The organism is Kitasatospora sp. NPDC048545, from assembly GCF_040651155.1.
Taxonomy (GTDB): Bacteria; Actinomycetota; Actinomycetes; order Streptomycetales; family Streptomycetaceae; genus Kitasatospora.
The window spans coordinates 15,798-35,639 of sequence record NZ_JBEZIQ010000008.1 but is presented as its reverse complement, the minus strand read 5'-3'; the positions used below and the strand labels follow the sequence as shown (position 1 = coordinate 35,639).

General features: G+C 73.7%; 15 protein-coding genes. 6 read left to right on the top strand and 9 right to left on the bottom strand.

Annotated elements, in window-relative coordinates; translation table 11 throughout:
* Positions 1-158: 158 nt before the first annotated feature.
* Genes AB0D10_RS10320 through AB0D10_RS10310 form a run of 3 tightly spaced genes read right to left on the bottom strand, consistent with a single transcriptional unit; the run spans position 159 to position 2,831 of the window.
* Positions 159-1,106 carry an ABC transporter substrate-binding protein gene (locus tag AB0D10_RS10320; RefSeq protein WP_360253951.1) on the bottom strand — a complete coding sequence of 316 codons (948 nt, stop codon included), beginning with the start codon at positions 1,104-1,106 and terminating at the stop codon, positions 159-161.
* A 10-nt stretch (positions 1,107-1,116) separates the two neighbouring features.
* On the bottom strand, positions 1,117-1,653 hold the full coding sequence (locus AB0D10_RS10315; protein ID WP_360253949.1) for a GNAT family N-acetyltransferase: 537 nt from the start codon (positions 1,651-1,653) through the stop codon (positions 1,117-1,119).
* Entirely contained in the window at positions 1,650-2,831 is a 1,182-nt protein-coding gene (locus AB0D10_RS10310) for an LLM class flavin-dependent oxidoreductase (protein WP_360253947.1), read from the bottom strand. Before AB0D10_RS10310 ends, AB0D10_RS10315 begins: the two co-directional genes overlap by 4 nt.
* A gap of 713 nt (positions 2,832-3,544) precedes the next feature.
* On the opposite strand from AB0D10_RS10310, the gene AB0D10_RS10305 reads away from it, so the two are divergent.
* Positions 3,545-4,492, top strand: a complete 948-nt coding sequence (locus tag AB0D10_RS10305) for an amino acid ABC transporter permease (protein ID WP_360253945.1) — start codon at positions 3,545-3,547, stop codon at positions 4,490-4,492.
* A complete protein-coding gene (locus AB0D10_RS10300; protein ID WP_360253943.1) occupies positions 4,489-6,414 on the top strand; it encodes an FAD/NAD(P)-binding protein in 1,926 nt (641 codons plus the stop codon). The genes AB0D10_RS10305 and AB0D10_RS10300 overlap by 4 nt, the downstream gene beginning before the upstream one ends.
* Positions 6,415-6,548: 134 nt before the next feature.
* On the opposite strand, the gene AB0D10_RS10295 is transcribed toward AB0D10_RS10300, so the two are convergent.
* Positions 6,549-8,534: a serine/threonine-protein kinase gene (locus AB0D10_RS10295; protein WP_360253941.1), complete on the bottom strand. Its 1,986-nt coding sequence runs from the start codon at positions 8,532-8,534 to the stop codon at positions 6,549-6,551.
* Positions 8,535-8,695: 161 nt separating this feature from the next.
* Here AB0D10_RS10295 and AB0D10_RS10290 point away from each other — a divergent pair, with 161 nt between their 5' ends.
* Positions 8,696-10,975 carry an FdhF/YdeP family oxidoreductase gene (locus AB0D10_RS10290; protein ID WP_360253939.1) on the top strand — a complete coding sequence of 760 codons (2,280 nt, stop codon included), beginning with the start codon at positions 8,696-8,698 and terminating at the stop codon, positions 10,973-10,975.
* A 68-nt stretch (positions 10,976-11,043) separates the two neighbouring features.
* Here AB0D10_RS10290 and AB0D10_RS10285 read toward each other — a convergent pair whose 3' ends face one another.
* Positions 11,044-12,567 carry an NlpC/P60 family protein gene (locus tag AB0D10_RS10285; protein ID WP_360253937.1) on the bottom strand — a complete coding sequence of 508 codons (1,524 nt, stop codon included), beginning with the start codon at positions 12,565-12,567 and terminating at the stop codon, positions 11,044-11,046.
* A 369-nt stretch (positions 12,568-12,936) separates the two neighbouring features.
* Between AB0D10_RS10285 and AB0D10_RS10280 the strand changes: the two genes are divergently transcribed.
* Both AB0D10_RS10280 and AB0D10_RS10275 read left to right on the top strand, forming a co-directional pair.
* Positions 12,937-14,115 (top strand): inorganic phosphate transporter, encoded by a 1,179-nt coding sequence (locus AB0D10_RS10280; RefSeq protein ID WP_360253935.1) that lies wholly within the window; start codon positions 12,937-12,939, stop codon positions 14,113-14,115.
* Between the two features lie 26 nt (positions 14,116-14,141).
* Positions 14,142-14,393 carry a hypothetical protein gene (locus tag AB0D10_RS10275; RefSeq protein ID WP_360253933.1) on the top strand — a complete coding sequence of 84 codons (252 nt, stop codon included), beginning with the start codon at positions 14,142-14,144 and terminating at the stop codon, positions 14,391-14,393.
* 144 nt (positions 14,394-14,537) lie between these two features.
* Here AB0D10_RS10275 and AB0D10_RS10270 read toward each other — a convergent pair whose 3' ends face one another.
* Both AB0D10_RS10270 and AB0D10_RS10265 read right to left on the bottom strand, forming a co-directional pair.
* Positions 14,538-16,091 carry an MDR family MFS transporter gene (locus AB0D10_RS10270; RefSeq protein WP_360253931.1) on the bottom strand — a complete coding sequence of 518 codons (1,554 nt, stop codon included), beginning with the start codon at positions 16,089-16,091 and terminating at the stop codon, positions 14,538-14,540.
* A gap of 224 nt (positions 16,092-16,315) precedes the next feature.
* Positions 16,316-16,765 carry a MarR family transcriptional regulator gene (locus AB0D10_RS10265; RefSeq protein ID WP_360253929.1) on the bottom strand — a complete coding sequence of 150 codons (450 nt, stop codon included), beginning with the start codon at positions 16,763-16,765 and terminating at the stop codon, positions 16,316-16,318.
* A gap of 125 nt (positions 16,766-16,890) precedes the next feature.
* On the opposite strand from AB0D10_RS10265, the gene AB0D10_RS10260 reads away from it, so the two are divergent.
* The gene (locus AB0D10_RS10260; protein WP_360253927.1) at positions 16,891-17,937 is read left to right on the top strand and encodes an ABC transporter permease; all 1,047 of its coding nucleotides are present in this window, start codon (positions 16,891-16,893) and stop codon (positions 17,935-17,937) included.
* 79 nt (positions 17,938-18,016) lie between these two features.
* Here AB0D10_RS10260 and AB0D10_RS10255 read toward each other — a convergent pair whose 3' ends face one another.
* Together AB0D10_RS10255 and AB0D10_RS10250 are read right to left on the bottom strand one after the other, a co-directional pair.
* The gene (locus AB0D10_RS10255) at positions 18,017-19,231 is read right to left on the bottom strand and encodes an ROK family transcriptional regulator (RefSeq protein WP_360253925.1); all 1,215 of its coding nucleotides are present in this window, start codon (positions 19,229-19,231) and stop codon (positions 18,017-18,019) included.
* 17 nt (positions 19,232-19,248) lie between these two features.
* On the bottom strand, positions 19,249-19,815 hold the full coding sequence (locus tag AB0D10_RS10250; protein WP_360253923.1) for a GtrA family protein: 567 nt from the start codon (positions 19,813-19,815) through the stop codon (positions 19,249-19,251).
* Positions 19,816-19,842 lie beyond the last annotated feature (27 nt).

Below are 19,842 nucleotides of genomic sequence, written 5' to 3'. Positions count from 1 at the left end.
CGGCGTCGAGAGGCCTGGCGTCGAGGGGCCCGGCGGCGGAGGACCCACCGGTGGAAGGCCCACCGGTGGAAGGCCCGGCGTCGGAAAGCCCGCCGACGGAAGGCCCCGCGGCGGAGGGCCCACCGCCGGAGCGGGCCGGCGGCGGAGCGGGCCGGTGCTCACGCGTGCTCGGGCGGGCTGATCTGCGATTCCTTGATGGCCGAGTCGGTGACCCCCCACTTGCGCAGGATCCGCTCGTACGTCCCGTCCTTGATCAGCTGGTTGACCGCCGCCTGGAAGGCCGGGGTGAGCTTCGAGCCCTTCTTGAAGGCGAAGCCGACGTCGAGGCGGTGGAACTCGCCGAGGAAGCGGAGGCCGGAAGCCTCCTGCGAGGCCTGGTGGCGCAGGCCGTTGATGGTGGACATCTCGACGTCGACCCGGCCCTGCCGGAGGCTGGTCAGCAGCGCACCGCTCTCGCTGAACGCCTTGACCTCGTACGGCTTCTTCCCGGCGTCGGTGCAGACGTTCCTGCGGCTGTTGAGGGTGGTTTCGAAGGTGGTGCCGGCGCCGGTGCCGACGGTCAGCCCGCACAGCTGGACCAGGTCGGTGATCGGCTGGATCGCGGTGTTGTCCTTCTTCACCGCAAAGCCCTGGCCGTCGTCGATGTAGGTGACGAAGTCGATGGTCTTCAGCCGGGCCGTGGTGACCCCGAAGTTGCCGGTGCCGACGTCGAACTTCCCGCTGTCCAGGGCGGGCAGGATGGTCTCGAACGCGGCCTCCTGCCGTTCCACGGTCAGGCCGAGCACCTTGGCCACCGCGTCGGTGAAGTCCACGTCGATCCCGGCGGGCTTCTTGCCGACCTGGTCGACGTAGAACGCGGTGGGCGCCGCACCGAAGGACGAGCCGAACTTCAGCGCGCCGGCCCTGCGGACCTCCTCGGGAAGCAGCGCGGCCGCGGCCTCCGACCTGGCCAGGCCGGAGACGACGTCCTCGGTGGCGGAGGCGGCCGGGCCGCCCGTCCCCGCCGCACCCGCGATCTTCGGGTCCGAGCCGCAGGCGGCCAGGGCCAGGACCGGCAGCAGGGCGGTGGCCGCGAGCAGGCGGCGGCGGACGGTGGTGGTTCTCACGGGGGGCCTTTCAGGGGGTGTGGACGGGCTGCCGCGCGGGCGCGGCGGGGAGAAGCTGCCCGGACAGGTCGGGAAGGTCCTTCTCGAACGGCAGCGGGCCGATCGTCAGCGGATCTGCGCTGACGTCGAACAGCGGGGTGTACCCGGCCGCCAGGTAGAGGCCCCTGGCCTCCGGCTGGCGCGGCCCGGTGGTGAGGTGGATGCGGGTGTAGCCGGCCTCGGCGGCGGTCCGCTCCAGTTCGGCCAGCACCCGGCGGGCCAGGCCGCGGCGGCGGTGCGCGGAGTGCGTCCACATCCGCTTCACCTCGGCGGTGTGCTCGTCGTACCGCTTGTACGCGCCGCCGGCCACCGGTTCGCCGCCCTCCAGGAGGAGCAGCAGCACGCCGTGCGGCTCGGCGAAGGCCTCGCCCGGGTAACGGCTCATCTCCCGGTGCGCCTCGGGGCCGTACCGGGTGACGTACTCGTGGGTGAGTTCGCGCAGCAGCGGCTCGACCAGCCGGTCGTCGACGGTGACCCGGCGGAACTCGGCCGGCGGCGCCGTGCTCACGCCTGCACGGCGATCAGTTGCCGGCGGTCGCGCTCGGCCCGCTCGTCCCGGGCCGCCTGCTCGGCGGCCTTCGCGGCGTCCCGCTTGGCGACCTCCTCGCGGACGATCGGGATGACGTACCGGCCGAAGTCGATGGCGTCGTCCAGCAGGTGGTAGCCGCGGGCGGACAGGATGTCCACGCCGAGGTCGTGGTAGTCCAGCAGGGCCTGGGCGACCGTCTCCGGGGTGCCGACCAGCGCGTTGGAGTTGCCCGCCCCGCCGGTGGCCGCGGCGGTCGGGGTCCACAGCGCGCGGTCGTAGCGCTCGCCGGCCTCGGCGATCTCGATCAGCCGCTGCGAGCCGACGTTCTCGGGTGTCACGGCCTCCGGCGTCGCGGGCCCCGCCGTCCGCCCCGCCGCCGGCCGGTCGGCGGCCCGGCGGGCCCGGATCGCGGCGACCGTCCGGTGCGCCTTCTCCCAGGCCAGTTCCTCGGTCGGCGCGATGATCGGCCGGAACGCCACCTGGATCCGCGGCAGGTCGGTCCGCCCGGCGGCCCGCGCCGCCTCCCGCACCCGCTCGATCTGCTCGGCGGTCCGGGCCAGCGGCTCGCCCCAGAGGCAGTAGATGTCGGCCTCGGCGCCGCCGGCCGCGTAGGCCGCGTCCGAGGAGCCGCCGAAGGAGACCGCCGGACGCGGTTGCTGCACCGGGAAGACGTCCGAGACGAAGTCCTCGAAACGGTAGTGCGGGCCCTCGTGGTCGAAGGGCTCCCGGCTGGTCCACGCCTTCTTCACGATGCCGATGTACTCGCGGGTGCGCTCGTAACGCTCGTCCTTGGTGAGGAAGTCGCCCTCGCGGCGCTGCTCGTGGTCGTTTCCGCCGGTGATGAAGTGCACGGTGAGCCGACCGTCGCTGATCCGATCCAGCGTCGCGAAGGTCTTGGCGGCGAACGTCGGGTAGGAGACGTTGGGCCGGTGGGCCAGCAGGATCTGCAGCCGGTCGAGGTGCGAGGCGAGGTAGGCCGCCGAGGCCGCCGGCTCCGGGGCGCCGGCCCCGTACGCGAAGAGCACCCGGTCCCAGCCGTGGTCCTCGTGCGCCCGGGCCAGCCGCAGGGTGTAGTCGCGGTCGAAGGCGGCGGTGGTGCGCGGGGTGGTCTCCGAACCGTCGCCGGTGGCGGCGATGCCGAGGAATTCGACGGGCATGGCGGAACCTTTCGGGTGAGCGGGGATCCGGTGGGCCGCGGGTGGGCGGACCGGAGGCGGCCGTGGCGGGGCGGCCGTCGGGCACGTGACGGTGACGCGGGCAGGCTGGAGCACGGCGAAGGCCGGACCGAACGGGGGAACAGGGGAACAGGGGAACAGGGAACGGGGAACTGCCGGAGCGCAGTGCGAAGTCGGCGATGACAGCTAATACCTGACGTGCCGTCACGTAGGGACGGCGGCTCCCGGCCCGCGGCGGGGCAAACCGAGGGAGGACTCCCCGAGGGAATCAGGGCCGAGGGAATCAGGGCCGAGGACGGTCAGGGCCGAGGGACGGTCAGGGCCGGACGGGCGGCCGCTGTCGGGTCAGCCGCGACACGCCGCGGACCACACCCGACCGAAGTCGATGTGGTCGCGGGTGACCAGGGGCTGCTCGGCGTACATGGCCTCAAGTTGAGCAGCCGCCCGGTCCCGCGTCAACCACCCATCATTGCCGCACTGTTGCGATCTCCTGTCACTTCCCCGACCGCTGCCGCAGGACCGCCCCCGCCCCTCGGGCCACCCTTGACAGCCCTCGTTCGCGCATGCGTACGATCACGGCGGAGTGCAGTGCAACCGTGCCGGACGCGTTGAGGGACGCGGGCCGGCACCCCCGGCCGTACGTACGTGACCGCCGCCGTACCCGCCCGCCCGCACTCCCGCCAGGAGCCTCCGCCATGGCCAGCCCGCAGGACGTCCTGCCCGCCCCCTCCGCACTCGACCGCTCCGCCCCGCCGCCCGTGGCCCGGATCGTCGCCCGCCGCAAGCCCGGCCAGTGGGCCGCCGCCGGCGTCGCACTGCTGCTGGCGACGATGGCGGTGACCTCGGCGATCCGCAACGAGGCCTTCCAGTGGAGCGTGGTCGCGGACTGGTTCACCGCCCGGTCCGTGCTCGACGGCCTCACCCTGACCCTGTGGCTGACCGCCGTCACCCTCGCGCTCGGCTTCGCGTTCGGCACCGTCCTCGCCGTCATGCGGCTGTCCGCCAACCCGGTTCTGCGCACGCTCAGTTGGGTGTACATCTGGATCTTCCGCTCCACCCCGCCGCTGGTGCAGCTGCTGTTCTTCTTCAACATCGGCGCGCTCTACCCCACGCTCGGCCTCGGCATCCCGTTCGGCCCCGAGTTCGTCACCGTCAGGACGGTCGACCTGATCGGCCCCACCCTGACCGCCGTCATCGGCCTCACCCTGCTGGAGACCGCCTACGCCGCCGAGGTGATCCGCGGCGGCATCCTCTCCGTGGACCGCGGCCAGCTGGAGGCGGCCGCCGCGCTCGGGATCGCCCGCCGGCGGGTCCTGCGCCGCATCGTCGTGCCGCAGGCGATGCGCGCGATCGTGCCGACCGCCGGGAACATGCTGATCGGCGCGCTCAAGGGCACCAGCATCGTCAGCGTGCTGGCCGTCTCCGACCTGCTCTACTCGGTGCAACTGGTCTACCTGCAGTCGTACCGGGTCATCCCGATGCTGATGGTCGCCACCATCTGGTACCTGGTGATCACCACCCTGCTGTCCATCGGCCAGTACTACCTGGAACGCCACTTCGCCAGGGGCGCCACCCGCGACGGCCTGCCGCCCACGCCGCTGCAGCGGGCCCGCGCGGCCTACCGACGGGTGGTGGGGGCGTGACGACGCTCGTCATCGTCGGCGCCGGCCCGCGCGGCACCGGTCTGCTGGAGCGGATCGCCGCCAACGCCGCCGAACTCCTGCCCGCCGAACGTCCGTTGGAGATCCACCTGGTCGACCCGTACCCGCCCGGCGCGGGCCGGATCTGGCGCCACGACCAGTCCCCGCTGCTGCGGATGAACTCGATGGCCGAGGACGTCACCATGTTCACCGACGAGCGCTCCACCCTCGAAGGACCGGTCCGCCCCGGCCCCTCGCTCGCCGAATGGGCGGTACGGCAGGCGGAGTTCGCGCCGTACCGGGAGGTCGCCGACCCGACCGTCCGGGCCGAGCTGGACAGCCTCGCACCCACCGACTTCCCCACCCGCCGGGCCCAGAGCGCCTACCTGGACTGGGTGTTCCGCCGTGCCGTCGCCGACCTGCCGCCCCACGTCGGCGTCACCGTCCACCGGGACACCGTGCGGCGGATCGACGGCCCCGCCGACGGCCCGCAGACCGTCCACCTCGGCGACCGGACGCTCACCGCCGACCACGTCGCCCTCACCCTCGGCCACCTCGACTCGGCCCCGCACCCGCGCCACACCGCCGACGCCGACTTCGCCGCCCGACACGGCCGCTTCCACCTCCCGCCCGCCTACTCCGCCGACACCGCCACCGAGTTGGCGCGCATCGCCCCCGGCGAACAGGTGGTGCTGCGCGGCCTCGGCCTGGCCGCCGTCGACCTGGTCTCGCTGCTCACCGAGGGCCGCGGCGGCCGCTTCGAACCCACCGGCCGCGGCGACGCGCTGCGCTACCACCCGTCCGGCCGCGAACCGGTGCTCCACCTCGGCTCCCGGCGCGGCGTCCCGTACCACTCCAAGACCGGCTACCGGCTGCAGGGACCGCCCGCCCCGCTCCCCCGGTACTTCGACGCGGCCGCCGTCGACGCCGTGCTCGCCGGCGAAGGGCCGCTGGGGCTACGGCACGACTTCTGGCCGGCGATGGCCAAGGAGGTCGCCTTCGGACACTTCCACGAGCTGTTCCACGCCCACCCCGAACGCACCGCCCTGCCCTGGCCCGCGTTCTTGGCCCGGTACGACCGGCACGGCTGGTACACCCCCGAACTCGCCGCCCTGGTCGCCGAGGCCGTCCCCGACCCGGCCGACCGGATCGACTTCGAGCGGCTCGACCACCCGCTGGCCGGCCTCGAACTCGCCTCCGCCGAGGAGCTCCAGGCACACCTGCGCGGATACGTCGCCGCCGACGCCGACCGTCGCGCCGACCCCGCGCACAGCGCCGACCTCGGCGCCTTCCTCGCCCTGCTCTCCCTGTTCGGCCAGCTCCAGCGGGTCCTCACGAGCGGCCGGCTCACCGCCCGCTCGGTCGCCGAGGACGTGGACGAGTGGTTCTTCGGCTACTTCAGCTTCCTCGCCTCCGGTCCGCCCGGCTTCCGGCTGCGCCAGCTGCTCGCACTGTCGGAGGCCGGGGTGGTGCGCTTCCTCGGCGCGGGCGTACGGGTCGAACGGGACGAGGCCACCGGCACCTGGCGCGCCTCCGGCACCACCGTGCCCGGCCACACCGTCCACGCGACGGCACTCGTCGAGGCGTACCTGCCCAAGCACGCGCTGGCCCGCACCCTCGACCCCGTCCTGCGCGAACTGCACCGCACCGGGCGGATCGTGGAGGAGGTGGTGCGCGACCCCGACTACACCCACCGGTCCGGCCTGGTCACCATCGCCCCGGCCGACAGCCGGTTGCTCGACCCCACCCTGGGCGGCGCCCCGCACCCGCGCCGCACCGCGCTCGGCCCGCACACCAGCCTGCGCTCGGCCGCCGCCTTCGCCCGGCCGCACACCGACGCCCCGGGCTTCCGGCAGAACGACGCGGCCGCCCGGGTCCTGCTGCGGGCCCTGGCCGCGCTCCCGACGGCGGCCCTGGCCGCGTGAACGTGACCGTGGCCGTGACCGGCCGTCGCAAGCGGGGACCCGGGAACCGGGAACCGGGAACCGGGAACCGCGGCAGCATCCGCTGTCGACGGCTGCCCGCAGAAACGTCAGAGACGCCAGCGACGCCAGAGACGTCAGGGGCCGAAGATCTCCTCCACCAGGTCCTCGTCGGAGACGTGGTCCGGGGCGCCGAACACCACGTCCGCGACGCCCTTCAGGCCGATCCCGCGGTCCAGCGCGTCCATGCAGGCCCGGGCCTCCCCGTCGGTGGCGAAGTCCCAGACCCGCAGCCGGCGCACCAGCACAAGCGCCTCCACCGGGCTCATCCTCGGCGTCCGGCGCCGGTGCGGTCCGCCCGCGCCGCGGCGGCCCGCACCGGCGAGCCGCTGCTGGTAGCCGGCCAGGTCCTGCCAGGCCTGCGCGGTGCTCGGGTGGTGCTCACCGAGGACCCGGGCGAGGTCGGGCAGCAGCCCGTGCAGTTCGAGCACGGCGCCCTGCAGGTCGTCCCGGTTGGCCCGGTGCACCGCGAGGTCGTGCCGGGCCTTCAGGACGCGGGTGTCGTGCGGGCCCCAGACGGCGTGCAGATCGGGCAGCAGCTCGTGCAGCAGCCGGATCGCGGTGACCGTCGCACCGCTCTCGCCGACGCACCACACCAGGTGGTAGCGGGCGCCGAGGGTGTCCGGGTCGAGCGGGCCGAGCGCCGAGCGCATGTCGTCGACGACGCTCGTCAGCAGCCGGATCGCGCCGTCCAGGTCCCCGGTCCGGCTGAGGTACCAGGTGAAGTCCCGCCAGGTGCACAGGGTGTCGCGGTCGCCCGCGCCGAGCGCGGTCACGCACTCCTGGGCGACCGCCTGCAGCTGGATCGCCGACTCCCCGGCCGTCGCCGCCCCGTACGCGGCCGACCGCCGCTCGCGCAGCGCGGTCCGTACGCCGTCGGCCGGCGGTACGGCGAGCACCGGCGGGGTGGTCAGCGGTGACAGCACCGACGGCGCGGCGCTCGGCACGACGGGCGGAGCGGCCGGGGGCGCCGTCGGCGCAGCGGTCGGAGGTGCGACGGCCGGAGCGGCCGCGGGCGGAGGCGCCGTCGGCGCAGCGGCCGGAGGTGCGGCGGCCGGAGCGGCCGCGGGCGGCGCCACGGGCGGAGCGGTCGGTGCCGGCGGCACCACCGGCCCCACCGCCACCGGCCCCACCGCGACCGGCGCAGCCTGCGCCACGGGCGCGGCCGGCCCGGCCGCGGCCCGGTCGACCACCGTCGGCACCGCCACCGGCGTGTCGGCCGGCGGTACCGGCACCGCGGCCAGCTCCGCCAGCCGCCGCGCGACCGTCCTGGCGTCGGCCGGCCGGTCCGCCGGGTCCTTCGCCAGCAGTTCCGCGACCAGTCCGGCCACCTGCGGCGGCAGCCCGAACTGCGCCGGGTCCAGCGCCGGGGGCGCCTCGTTGAGGTGCTGGTACATCAGCACCGGCGTCGAATCACCGCCGAACGGCCTTGCCCCGGTGAAGAGTTCGACCAGTACGCAGCCGAGGGCGTACAGGTCCGCCCGGCCGTCCACCCGGCTGCCGGTCCACCGCTCGGGCGCCATGTAGGCGGGGCTGCCGACGATCGTCCCGGTGGTGGTGAGCCCGCCCGCGCCGGTGTCCAGCTGGGCGATGCCGAAGTCCAGCACCTTCAGGTGCCCGCCGCCGGTGAGCATCACGTTGTCGGGCTTGATGTCCCGGTGCACCATGCCGGCGTCGTGCGCGGCCGCCAGCGCCTCGCTGATCTGCCGTCCCCAGCGCAGGCCGAGCGCGGGCTCGGGCAGTCCCTCGCGCAGCACCTCGGTCAGGGTGCGGCCGGTGAGCAGTTCCATCACCAGGAAGGTGACCTCGCGGTCGCCGACCTCGCACTGGCCGAGGTCGTGCACGGTGACGATGTGCGGGTGCGACAGGTTGCCGGCCGCGCACGCCTCCCGCACGAACCGCAGGGCCGCCTTCGCCTGGTCGCCGCCGTGGTGCCCGATGACCTTGACCGCCACCGGACGCCGCATCCGGGTGTCCCGGGCCCGCCACACCACCCCGAACCCGCCCTGTCCGAGCTTCTCCTCCAGCTCGTACCGGCCGTCCAGGACGTCACCGACTCGCACGCGCCCCTCCCCCATCCGCCATGACGGACGAGACTCTACCGACGCCGCCGACCGCCCCTCCCCCCGCCCACGGCCAGGTGGAAGGATGGGCACCGAGCCCCCGCGACGGAGCGGCGGCCCCGGCGGTACGGCCGGATCGAGCAGAGCCGAGGAGAGCGGTCATGGCCAAGCAGGCCCCGCAGAGCGACCCGGCGCAGGACGCCCCCGAGGTTTCCGCGCCCCAGCACGCGGCCGCCGGACTGCCCGCCGTCGGCCACAGCCTGCGGATGGCCGCCGAGCAGATGGGCGCCCGCCGCACCCTGGCCACCCTGCGCAAGGTCAACCAGCCGGACGGCTTCGACTGCCCCGGTTGCGCCTGGCCCGAGCCGGACAGGACGCACACCGCCGAGTTCTGCGAGAACGGCGCCAAGGCCGTCGCCGAGGAGGCCACCGAGCGCCGGATCCGCGCCGACTTCTTCGCCGCCCACCCGGTCGCCGACCTGGCCGGGCGCTCCGGCTACTGGCTGGGCCAGCAGGGCCGGCTCACCGAGCCGATGCTGCTCGACGAGGGTGCCACCCACTACCGGCCGGTCTCCTGGGACGACGCGTTCGCGCTGATCGCCGAGGAGCTGCGCAGCCTGGACACCCCGGACGGCGCCGCCTTCTACACCTCCGGCCGCACCAGCAACGAGGCCGCCTTCGCCTACCAGCTGTTCGCCCGCCGGCTCGGCACCAACAACCTGCCGGACTGCTCCAACATGTGCCACGAGTCCTCCGGCTCGGCGCTCACCGAGACGCTCGGCGTCGGCAAGGGCAGCGTCAGCCTCAAGGACCTCTACCAGGCCGACCTGATCATCGTGGCAGGCCAGAACCCGGGCACCAACCATCCCCGGATGCTCTCCGCGCTGGAGCGCGCCAAGCGGGCCGGCGCCACGATCGTCAGCGTCAACCCGCTGCCGGAGGCCGGCCTGGAGCGGTTCAAGAACCCGCAGCACGCCCGCGGCCTGGTCGGCCACGGCACCAAGCTGACCGATCTCTTCCTGCAGATCCGCCTCGGCGGCGACCTCGCACTGTTCCGCGCGCTCAACCGGATCGTCCTGGAGCAGGACGGCGTCGACCGCGACTTCGTCGCCGAGCACTGCCACGGCTTCGAGGAGTTCGAGGCCCAGGCCCGGAAGACCGAGCGGGACGAGGTGCTGGCCGCGACCGGCCTGCCCTGGGAGCAGATCGAGGAGCTCGGCCGCCTGGTGCTGGGCTCGAAGAAGATCATCGTCTGCTGGGCGATGGGCCTCACCCAGCACAAGCACGCCGTCCCCACCATCCGCGAGGTGGTCAACTTCCTGCTGCTGCGCGGCAACGTCGGCCGCCCCGGCGCCGGTGTCTGCCCGGTGCGCGGGCACAGCAACGTCCAGGGCGACCGGACGATGGGCATCTTCGAGCGGCCCGCCAAGGCCTTCCTCGACGCGTTGGAGAACGAGTTCGGTTTCGAGCCGCCGCGCGCGCACGGCCTCGACTCGGTGGACACCATCCGCGCGATGCGCGACGGCAAGGTCAAGGTCTTCTTCGCGATGGGCGGCAACTTCGTCGCGGCCAGCCCGGACACCGAGGTCACCGAGGCGGCGATGCGCCGCTGCAGGCTGACCGTCCACGTCTCCACCAAGCTCAACCGCTCGCACGTGATCACCGGCGCCCGCGCCCTGATCCTGCCCACCCTCGGCCGCACCGACCGGGACGTCACCGGCGCCGGCGCCCAGTTCGTCAGCGTCGAGGACTCGATGGGGCAGGTCCACGCCTCCCGCGGCGGCCTGCGGCCGCCCGCGCCCGGCCTGCTCTCCGAGACCGCGATCGTCTGCCGCCTCGCCCGCGCCGTCCTCGGCCCGCGGGACACCCTGCCGTGGGAGGACTTCGCCACCGACTACGACACCCTGCGCGACCGGATCGCCCGCGTCGTCCCGGGCTTCGCGGACTACAACGAGAAGGTCCGCCGGCCGGGCGGCTTCACCCTCCCGCACGGTCCCCGGGACTCCCGCACCTTCCCCACCGCGACCGGCAGGGCCAACTTCACCGTCAACCCGCTCACCGCCCCCGAGGTCCCGCCGGGCCGCCTGATGCTCCAGACGCTGCGCTCGCACGACCAGTACAACACCACGATCTACGGCCTCGACGACCGCTACCGCGGCATCAAGGGCGGCCGCCGGGTGGTCCTGGTCAACCCCGCCGACGCCGCCGAACTGGGGCTCACCGACGGCGAGTACGTCGACCTGGTCGGCGAGTGGAAGGACGGCGTCGAGCGCCGCGCGCCCCACTTCCGGGTCGTCCACTACCCCGTCGCCCGCGGCGGAGCGGCGGCCTACTACCCCGAGACCAACGTCCTGGTCCCACTGGACTCCACCGCCGACATCAGCAACACCCCGACCTCCAAGGCCGTGGTGATCCGCTTCGCCGCCGACACCGGCGCATAACCCCCGACGAAGGCGGAGGCCGCCCCACGTCCTCGGACGCGGGGCGGCCTCGCCGTCGGAGCGGGCGGTCAGTGCGTGGGCGTCCCCAGCGGCCGGGTCGCCGTGGGGCTGCCCGGGACGGAGGCGGAGGCCGAGACGGAGGCGGTGGCGGAGCCGGTGCCGCTCGGGGTGCCCGCCGGGCTCCCCGTTCCGGTCGGGGTGGGCGTGCCGGGCGTGCCGGGCGGCGTGGTCGGGGTCGTCGGCGTGGTCGGGGTCGTCGGCGTGCCGGTCGGGGCCTGGGTGGGCGTCGGCGTGCCGGTGCCCGACGGGGTGCCCGGGTCGGTCGGGGTGCCGGTCCCGCCGGGGGTGGTCGGCGTGCCGGTGGGCTGGCCCGGGGACGTCGGCGGGGTGGTCGGGGTGGTCGGCGGAGTCGGCTTGGTGGGGTTCGGCGCGATCGGGGTGGTGGAGTCCCAGCCGGCCGGCAGGTCGGGCACCTTCCAGGCGCCGCCCGCGTCGTCGGCCGCGCCGGACGGGTCCGGCCGGACGGCACCGAGGATCGGCATCGAGCCGATCGGCGACACCTTGATGAACGCCCCCGGGCGCGGCGCCTGCACGATCAGCCCACCACCGATGTACATCCCGACGTGCGAGGCGTCCTGGAAGTAGATCACCAGGTCACCGGGCCGCAGCTGGTTGAGCGCCACGTGCGGCAGCTGCGCCCACTGCTCCTGGCTGGTGCGCGGGATGGGCTTGCCGGCGTGCAGCCAGGCCTGCGAGGTGAGGCCGGAGCAGTCGTAGGAGTCCGGTCCGATGCCGCCCCACAGGTAGGGCTTGCCGACCTGCGCCAGCGCGAAGGCCACCGCCCCGCGCCCCTGCTGCGAGGGCGTGCGCTCGCCCTTGCCGAGCGCTCCGGAGGCGAGGAACGCGAGCTGGGCCTCGTCGGCCTTCGCCTTCTCCAGCTGCTCCAGCTCGGTCCGCTGGGCGCCCGTCAGCGAGGAGACGACCTGTTCGACCGAGGCGAGGTCGGCGGCGACCTTGGCCTTGGCGGCGTCCTGCTGGGCGACCAGCCCCTGGGAGGCCTTCAGCGCGTCCTCGGTCTGCTTCTTCAGCCCGTCGAGCGCGTTCCGGTCGTTCTTCAGCCGCTCCAGGAACTCCGACTGGGAGCGGCTGGCCGTGGCGAGCAGCTCGGCGATGGTGACGGCCTCGTACGGGTCCTTGGACAGCAGCAGTTCGGCGTACGCGGAGGCGGCGCCGTTGCGGTACTGCGCGGCGGCCAGCTGCGAGGCGATGTCGGTGCCGGCGTCGACCTCCTTCTGCTGGCGTTCCAGCCTGCCCTGGAGGTCGGTGAGCGCGGCCTGCTGCTCGGCGACCTTGGCCACCGTGCCGTTGTACTCCTCGGTGGCGGCCTCGGCGCTCTGGTAGAGCGCGTGCAGCTGGTCGAGGAGCGGGCCGAGGGTGGCCTTGGCGGCGGCGAGCGGGTCGGCGCCCGCGACGACGGTGCCTGCGCCCGGGTCGGGTGCGGCCCAGGCGGCGCCGGCGGCGGCCGGCAGGGCGAGTGCGGCGGCCGCGAGGACGGCTCCGCACCGCAGGGCCGCCCGCACCCAGGGGCGCACGCCTGTCGTCTCCGTACGCTGTCCAGCCCCGCCCATGGGTTGGTCCTCCCCGCCCAGTGCCCTGTCCCGGTCTCCCGGATCCCGCAGATCCTCCCATGGGTTACTCGCCGGAAACAGGGCGCACGCGTACTGGGAGGTTAATTCTCGATTGAACTGTGAGACAGCTCTCAGCAAACCCGGTCGAACCAGGGCGTTCCACGCCAATGCCCAGTTCAGTGCGGTCGAGGTCACCCCGGCGAAAGCTTACGGTTACCACTAGTCAACCATCGGAACCACGATTCCCGGCTCAGTTCACCTTCCGTTTACCAAGCCGACCTACGGTCGCGACGTCACCAACGTCCGTGCGACAACTACGACGATTGTTTGGGTATGGAACACATCTCGTTCCTGGTAGCCGTTGTGATCATCACGGCGCTGGCCTTCGACTTCACCAACGGGTTCCACGACACCGCCAACGCGGCCGCCACCGCGATCGCGACCGGGGCCCTTCGTCCGAAGGTCGCGGTCACCATCGCGGCCGTCCTGAACTTCGCGGGCGCGTTCCTGTCCGTGAAGGTCGCCACCACCATCTCCGGCGGCATCGTCAACGAGAAGGCCGGGGTCCATCCCGAGATCATCTTCGCCGCACTGGCCGGAGCGATCCTCTGGAACCTGCTGACCTGGCTGCGCGGCCTGCCGTCCAGCTCCTCGCACGCGCTGTACGGCGGCCTGATCGGCGCCACGATCGTCGGCGTCGGCATGAACGGCGTCAACTTCGACACCGTGATCACCAAGATCATCATCCCGGCGGTCGCCTCGCCGTTCGTCGCCGGCCTGGCCTCCTGGGGCGCCACCAAGCTGGCCTACGCGATCACCCGCAAGGGCGACGGCGCGGCCACCGAGAAGGGCTTCAAGACCGGCCAGATCTTCTCGTCCTCGCTGATCTCGCTCGCGCACGGCACCAACGACGCCCAGAAGACGATGGGCATCATCACCCTGACCCTGGTCTCGGTCGGCGCCCTGCCGCACGGCGCGCTGCCCCCCACCTGGGTGATCGTCTCCGCCGGTGCCGCGATCGCGCTGGGCACCTACATGGGCGGCTGGCGGATCATCCGCTCGATGGGCAAGGGCCTGGCCGACATCCGGCCGCCGCAGGGCTTCGCCTCCGAGTCGGCCGCCGCGACGGTCATCCTGACCTCCTCGCACATGGGCTTCGGCCTCTCCACCACCCAGGTCTGCTCCGGCGGCATCATGGGCGCGGGCCTCGGCGGCCCCAAGGGCGAGCTGCGCTGGAGCATGGTCCGCCGCATGGTCTACACCTGGGGCCTGACCCTGCCGGCCGCCGCGCTGGTCTCCGGCGGCGCGGCCCTGCTGGCCGAGCAGGGCAGCTGGGGCGTCGCCCTGGTCGGCGCCGTGCTGGTGGCCGGCTCGGGCGCGATGTGGCTGATCTCCCGCCGCCAGCCGGTCGGCGCGGACAACGTCAACGACGTCACCACGGTCGAGGTCGAGGTCGCACCGGCCGTCGCCGCGAACGCCCCCACCCCCGCCTCGACCACGGTCGCGGCCTGAGCGCCGCAGGCTGAGGAGCACTCACCATGCACATCAAGTGGACCGCCCTGGCCCAGACCGCCGGTTTCAGCTTCGGCATCACCGTCGCCGTGGTCGCCGTCTTCGCGCTCGGCATCCTGGCCCTGTCCCGCCGCGAGGCCTCGCTGAGCGCCGCCCGTGAGGCCGGGAGCGCCCCGGCCCAGGGCGGCGGCAAGCTGGCCCTGGCCGGCGCGTACGCCTGCTTCGCGGTCTGCGCTGCGGCCGTCGGCTACGGGCTGACGCTGATCGCCGGCCACTAGGTCCGGACAGGGCCTGGCCCGGCCGCGGAGCCCGACGCAACGGGCCGGGGAGTGCGAAGGTGCACTCCCCGGCCCGTTCTCGTACGCCCGGTCGGGACCCGCGGGTCTCGACCCGTCGCGCGCGTCCTCGGTCCTGCCGGCCGGTCAGCTCTCCTGGGTGGTCCTCAGGACCGTCTCCCGGATGAAGAGCACGGTGACGAAGGCCAGCCCGGCGAAGGGCGCGGCCCACAGGAAGACGGTGCCGACGCCGTGCCCGAAGGCGTCGGTCACCAGCGGGACGATCGGGGCCGGCAGCTTGTGCAGGTCCGGGATGCCGCCGCCGGCCGCCGCGTGCCCGGCCGGGACGTGCGCGGCCGCCAGGTTCTCCGCCAGGTAGCGGCCGACCCGGTCGGTCATCAGCGCGCCGAGCGCGGAGACGCCCATCGCGCCGCCCATGGTCCGGAAGAAGGTGACCACCGAGCTGGCCGCGCCGAGCTCGTGCCGGGGCACCGTGTTCTGCACCGCGAGCACCAGGTTCTGGCTGGTCAGACCGAGGCCGACGCCGGTGATCGCCATGTAGAGGGAGAGCAGCCCGTAGTCCGTGTCGGCCCGGGTGGTGCCGAGCAGGCCGAAGCCGACCGTGAGCAGCGCGGTGCCGGCGACCAGGTAGGCCTTCCACTTGCCGTACTTGGTGATCAGCCGGCCGGCCACGGCGGAGGAGACCGCCAGGCCGAGGATCATCGGCAGGGTCATCAGGCCGGCCGTGGTCGGGGACTTGGCGCGGGCCAGCTGGAAGTACTGGCTGAGGAAGGTGGTCGCGCCGTACATGCCGACGCCGACCAGCACGCTGGCGAGGGCGGCCAGGGTGACGGTCCGGTACTTGAAGAGGTCCGGCGGGATGATCGGCTCGGCGGCGCGGCGCTCGACCACGACGGCCAGCGCGCCCAGCAGCAGGCCGCCGCCGACCATGGCCGCGGTCTGCCAGGACAGCCAGGCGTAGTTCTTGCCGGCCAGCGTGATCCAGATCATCAGCAGGCTGACCGAGGCGGTGATGACCAGCGCGCCCAGGTAGTCGATCCTCGCCTTGCGCTTGACCACCGGCAGCTTGAGGGTCCGCTGGACCACCGCGATCGCGAGCACGGCGAACGGGATGCCGACGTAGAAGCACCAGCGCCAGCCCAGCCAGGAGGTGTCCACGATGACGCCGCCGATCAGCGGGCCGCCGATGGTCGCGAGCGCGAAGACCGCGCCGAAGTAGCCGCTGTACCGGCCGCGCTCGCGCGGCGGGACCATCGCGGCCAGGCAGATCTGGCCGAGCGCGACGACACCGCCGGCGCCGATGCCCTGCAGTGCGCGGCAGGCGATCAGCTCACCGGTGTTCTGCGCGAGGCCGGCCAGCGCGGAGGTCGCGATGTAGATCAGCAGCGCGATCTGCAGCAACAGCTTCTTGCTGGCGAGGTCGGAGAGCTTGCCCCAGATCGGGGTGGAGGCGGTGAGGGTGAGCAGGGCCGCGGTGATCACCCAGGTGTAGGCGGACTGGCCGCCGTGCAGGTCGGCCAGGATGTGCGGCAGGGCATTGGAGACGACGGTCGAGGAGAGCACGGCCACGAAGAGGCCGAGCAGCAGGCCGGAGAGCGCCTCCATCACCTGCCGGTGGGTCATCTGCTGGGTGTCGACGGCGGCGGCGCTGCCGCTCGCGGCCTCGGTGGTCACGGTCATCTGGGTCCTTCGGCGCAGGCGGGCGGGATGCGCGCATCATGAAAATTCGTTGCCTTAAGCAACCATAAGACGAGATGGTTGAATTAGGCAACTTTCTTCAAGGGTGGGTAAAGCCCGCACGGGTACCCGCGCCGGCCACCCGCACCACGGCCACCGGTCGCCCGCACCACGAGCGCCCGTGACCCGCACCGACGGCGCCGGTGACGCCGCCCGGGGCTCCCCCGTCACTCGGCGGCCGGCTCCCCGAGGACGTCGTTGAAGCGGCGCAGCAGCTCCCCGAAGCGGGTCACGTCGTCCGGCGACCAGCCGCCCATCACCTCGCGCACCCGCCGCATCCGCACGTCCCGGGCGTCCAGGTAGCGCCGGCGCCCGTCCTCGGTCAGCGAGACCAGCGCGGCCCGGCGGTCCAGCGGGTCCGCCTCCCGGGCCACCAGGCCGAGGTCCTCCAGCGCCCGGATCTGCCGGCTCACCGTCGCCTTGCCCACCGAGAAGTGCAGGCCGACGTCGGTCACCCGGACCCGCCCGGCCTGCTCGATGTAGCCGAGCATGCTGTAGGCCGTGCCCTCCAGTCCGGGGTGCACCCGGCGTGAGAGTTCCGCCACTCTGGCCCGGCCCCGCCGGAACATCAGCGCGACCTCGCGCTCCACCACCACCAGGGCTTCCTCGTCGCTCACCGCGTCAGTATCGCGCAGCGGCCCCGGCCCGGACCCGGTGCGGGAGCTGCCGCGGACCAACTACTTCATGGTATGAAGTATCGGTTCCGGAGATCCGTTTTTCCCCGATACGCAAGGAGATGTGGATGGCAGCCCCTGGGCAGGGTTTCGTCGCCGAACTGAAGAGCGCGGTCACCCCGCGCGCGGCACTGCTCGTGATCGGAGTGCTGCTCCTCCAGCTCGGCTTCATCACCTCCTACATCGGCGCGCTGCACAAGCCCGCCCCGCACAACCTCTCCATCGCGGTGGTCGCCCCGCCGCAGGTCGCCCCCAAGCTGATCGGCGCGCTGGAGGCGGTCCCGAACGGCGCCGTCAAGGCCGTCACCGCGCCGGACGCCGAGACCGCCACCGCGCAGATCAAGGACCAGAAGATCTACGCGGCCTGGGTCGTGAACCCGACCGGCACCGAGGACACCCTGCTGGTCGGCGGCGCCCGCGGCCCGTCCGCCGCCAAGGCCGCCGAGACCGTCACCACCGCGATCGACCAGTCCCAGGGCCGGACGGTCAAGGTCCAGGACGTCGTGCCGCTCGCCAAGGGCGACACCAACGGCCTCTCCTCCTTCTACCTGGTGATCGGCTGGTGCGTCGGCGGCTACCTGGTCGCCTCGATCCTCGGCATCAGCGCCGGCTCCAAGCCGGCCAACGCCCACCGTCTGCTGATCCGCCTGGGTGTCCTGGCGCTCTACTCGGTCGCAGCCGGCGTCGGCGGCGCGATCATCGCCGGGCCGGTCCTGGACGCGCTGCCCGGCTCGATCCTCGCCCTGTCCGCGATCGGCGCCCTGGTGGTCTTCTCGGTCGGCGCGTTCACCATGGCGCTGCAGTGCCTGTTCGGGATCATCGGCATCGGCATCGCGGTACTGGTCTTCGTCGTCCTCGGCAACCCGAGCGCGGGCGGGGTCTACCCGGCGCCGATGATGCCGCCGTTCTGGCGGGCCATCGGCTCGGTGATCCCGAACGGCGCCGGCACCGGCGCCACCAAGTCGATCGCCTACTTCGGCTCGACCAACCTGGGGATGCCGATCCTGGTCCTGGTGATCTGGGCGCTGGTCGGCATCGGCATCGCCTTTCTGGCCGTCCTGCGCGGCCCCCGCGCCGAGGAGCGCGAGCCCGAGCCCACCGCAGTCGGGGTCTGATCCCTCCCCGCCACACCGAGCCCCCGGCCCCACGGCCGGGGGCTCGGCCCGTTCCCGGCCGGGGCCGCGCAGCGGAGGGTCAGCCGCCCGCGAGCAGCCCCGGGTCGGCGACGATGCCCCGGACCACGCGCACCGCGGCGCCCAGCAGCGGGCCGCGGCGGCCCAGCCGGGAGACGGTGAGCCGGTCCTCGGCCCACGGCCGGACGGTGACCCGGGCGGTCAGCTCGGCGCGCATCGCGGGGATCAGCCAGGGCGCCAGCCGGGCGTAGCCGCCGCCCAGCACCACCTCGGCCGGGTCCAGCAGGTTGACCGCGCCGGCGGCCGCGATGCCGAGCGCCGACCCGGCTCCGGCCAGGGCCGCGCGGGCCGGCTCCTCACCGGCCCCGGCCCGGTCGGCGAGCAGCGTCACCCAGTCGCCCCGGGCGCCGGTCAGGCCGGCCGCCCGCAGCACCGCCGCCTCGCCCGCGTACTGCTCCAGGCAGCCGCGCGCCCCGCAGGCGCAGCGGGGCCCGTCGGGGTGGACCGGCACGTGGCCGAACTCGCCCGCGTGGCCGCGCGCTCCCCGCAGCAGGCGCCCGCCGACCACGATCGCCGCACCGACCCCGGCCTCGGCGGAGACGTACAGGAAGTCCTCCGCGCCGTCGCCCAGCCAGCGCTCGGCCAGTCCGCCGAGGTTGGCCTCGTTGTCGGCCTCGACCGGCAGCTCGTCCAGGCCGTCCGCGCCCGGCCGCAGCGCCGCGCGCAGCCCGGCGGCCAGCGGGACGTCCTCCCAGCCCAGGTTGGCGGCCCGCTGCAGCACCGCGCCGGAGTCGCCGACCAGCCCGGGCACGGCCAGGGTGAGTCCGGCCGGGCTCAGGCCGGACTCGGCGACGGCCGCGCGCAGCAGCCGGGCCAGGTCGGCCATGACGGCGGCGGGCGTCCGGCCGTGGTTGGAGATCTCCTGGCGCCGCCAGGCGCGGACCTCCCCGCGCAGGTCGACCACGCAGGCGCCCAGGTGACGGACGCCGATCTCGGCGCCGAGGCCGCCGGGCCCGAGCGGGTTGAGTCCGAGCGCGGTGCCGGGGCGGCCGACCTTGCCGCTGGGCGCGGCGGGGCCCTCCTCGACGACCAGGCCGCCGGCGATCAGCTGTTCGGCGAGCGAGGAGACCGCGGCCCTGGTCAGCCCGGTCTCGGCGGCCACCTCGGCGCGCGAGCGCGGCCCGCCGGCGATCACCGTGAGCACCAGGGCCAGGTTGGCCCGGCGCATGCCCTGCTGGCTGGCCGGCCCGGTCCGGACGCCGTCCGGTTCGTGCATCAGGCTCACCTCGCCCCTTACGGCACATCCCGTGGCATCTCGGGTGCAGCGTAACCGGGTTCCGGGGTGACCGTCCGCACCAGGGCGGGCCCGGCCCCGGGCCGGTCGGCGAGCCGGGTGAAGACCCAGCGCTGCATCGCCCAGAAGCGGAACAGCATCGCGACGAAGGTGCCGACCACCATCCCGCTGACGAAGTCCGCGACCTCCTGGGCGAAGGGGCTGACGAACGGCTCGCGCAGGTCCAGGACGTACCGGGAGACCGCCAGCGGTACATCGTTGACGGCGATCGCCACCACGCTGACCAGGGAGAACAGCAGGACCTCACGCTGCCGGCCGCCGGCCCGGAAGGCCCAGCAGCGGTTCAGCACGTACGAGACGACGGTGCCGATCACGGTCGCGACGGTCAACGCGACCACCGGCTTGTGCTGCAGCACGGTGAACTTGAGTTCGAGGTTGACCACCACGGTGAGCACGAAGCAGGTGCCCCCGACCATCAGGAACTTCACCAGTCGGCGGTGGTGAACCAGGAAGGGGCGCAGCCGGTCCGGCACCCGGGCCAGAGCACGCTGCGTGAGGGACGGCATCTCCGCAGTCTCGCACGCGGGGATGCC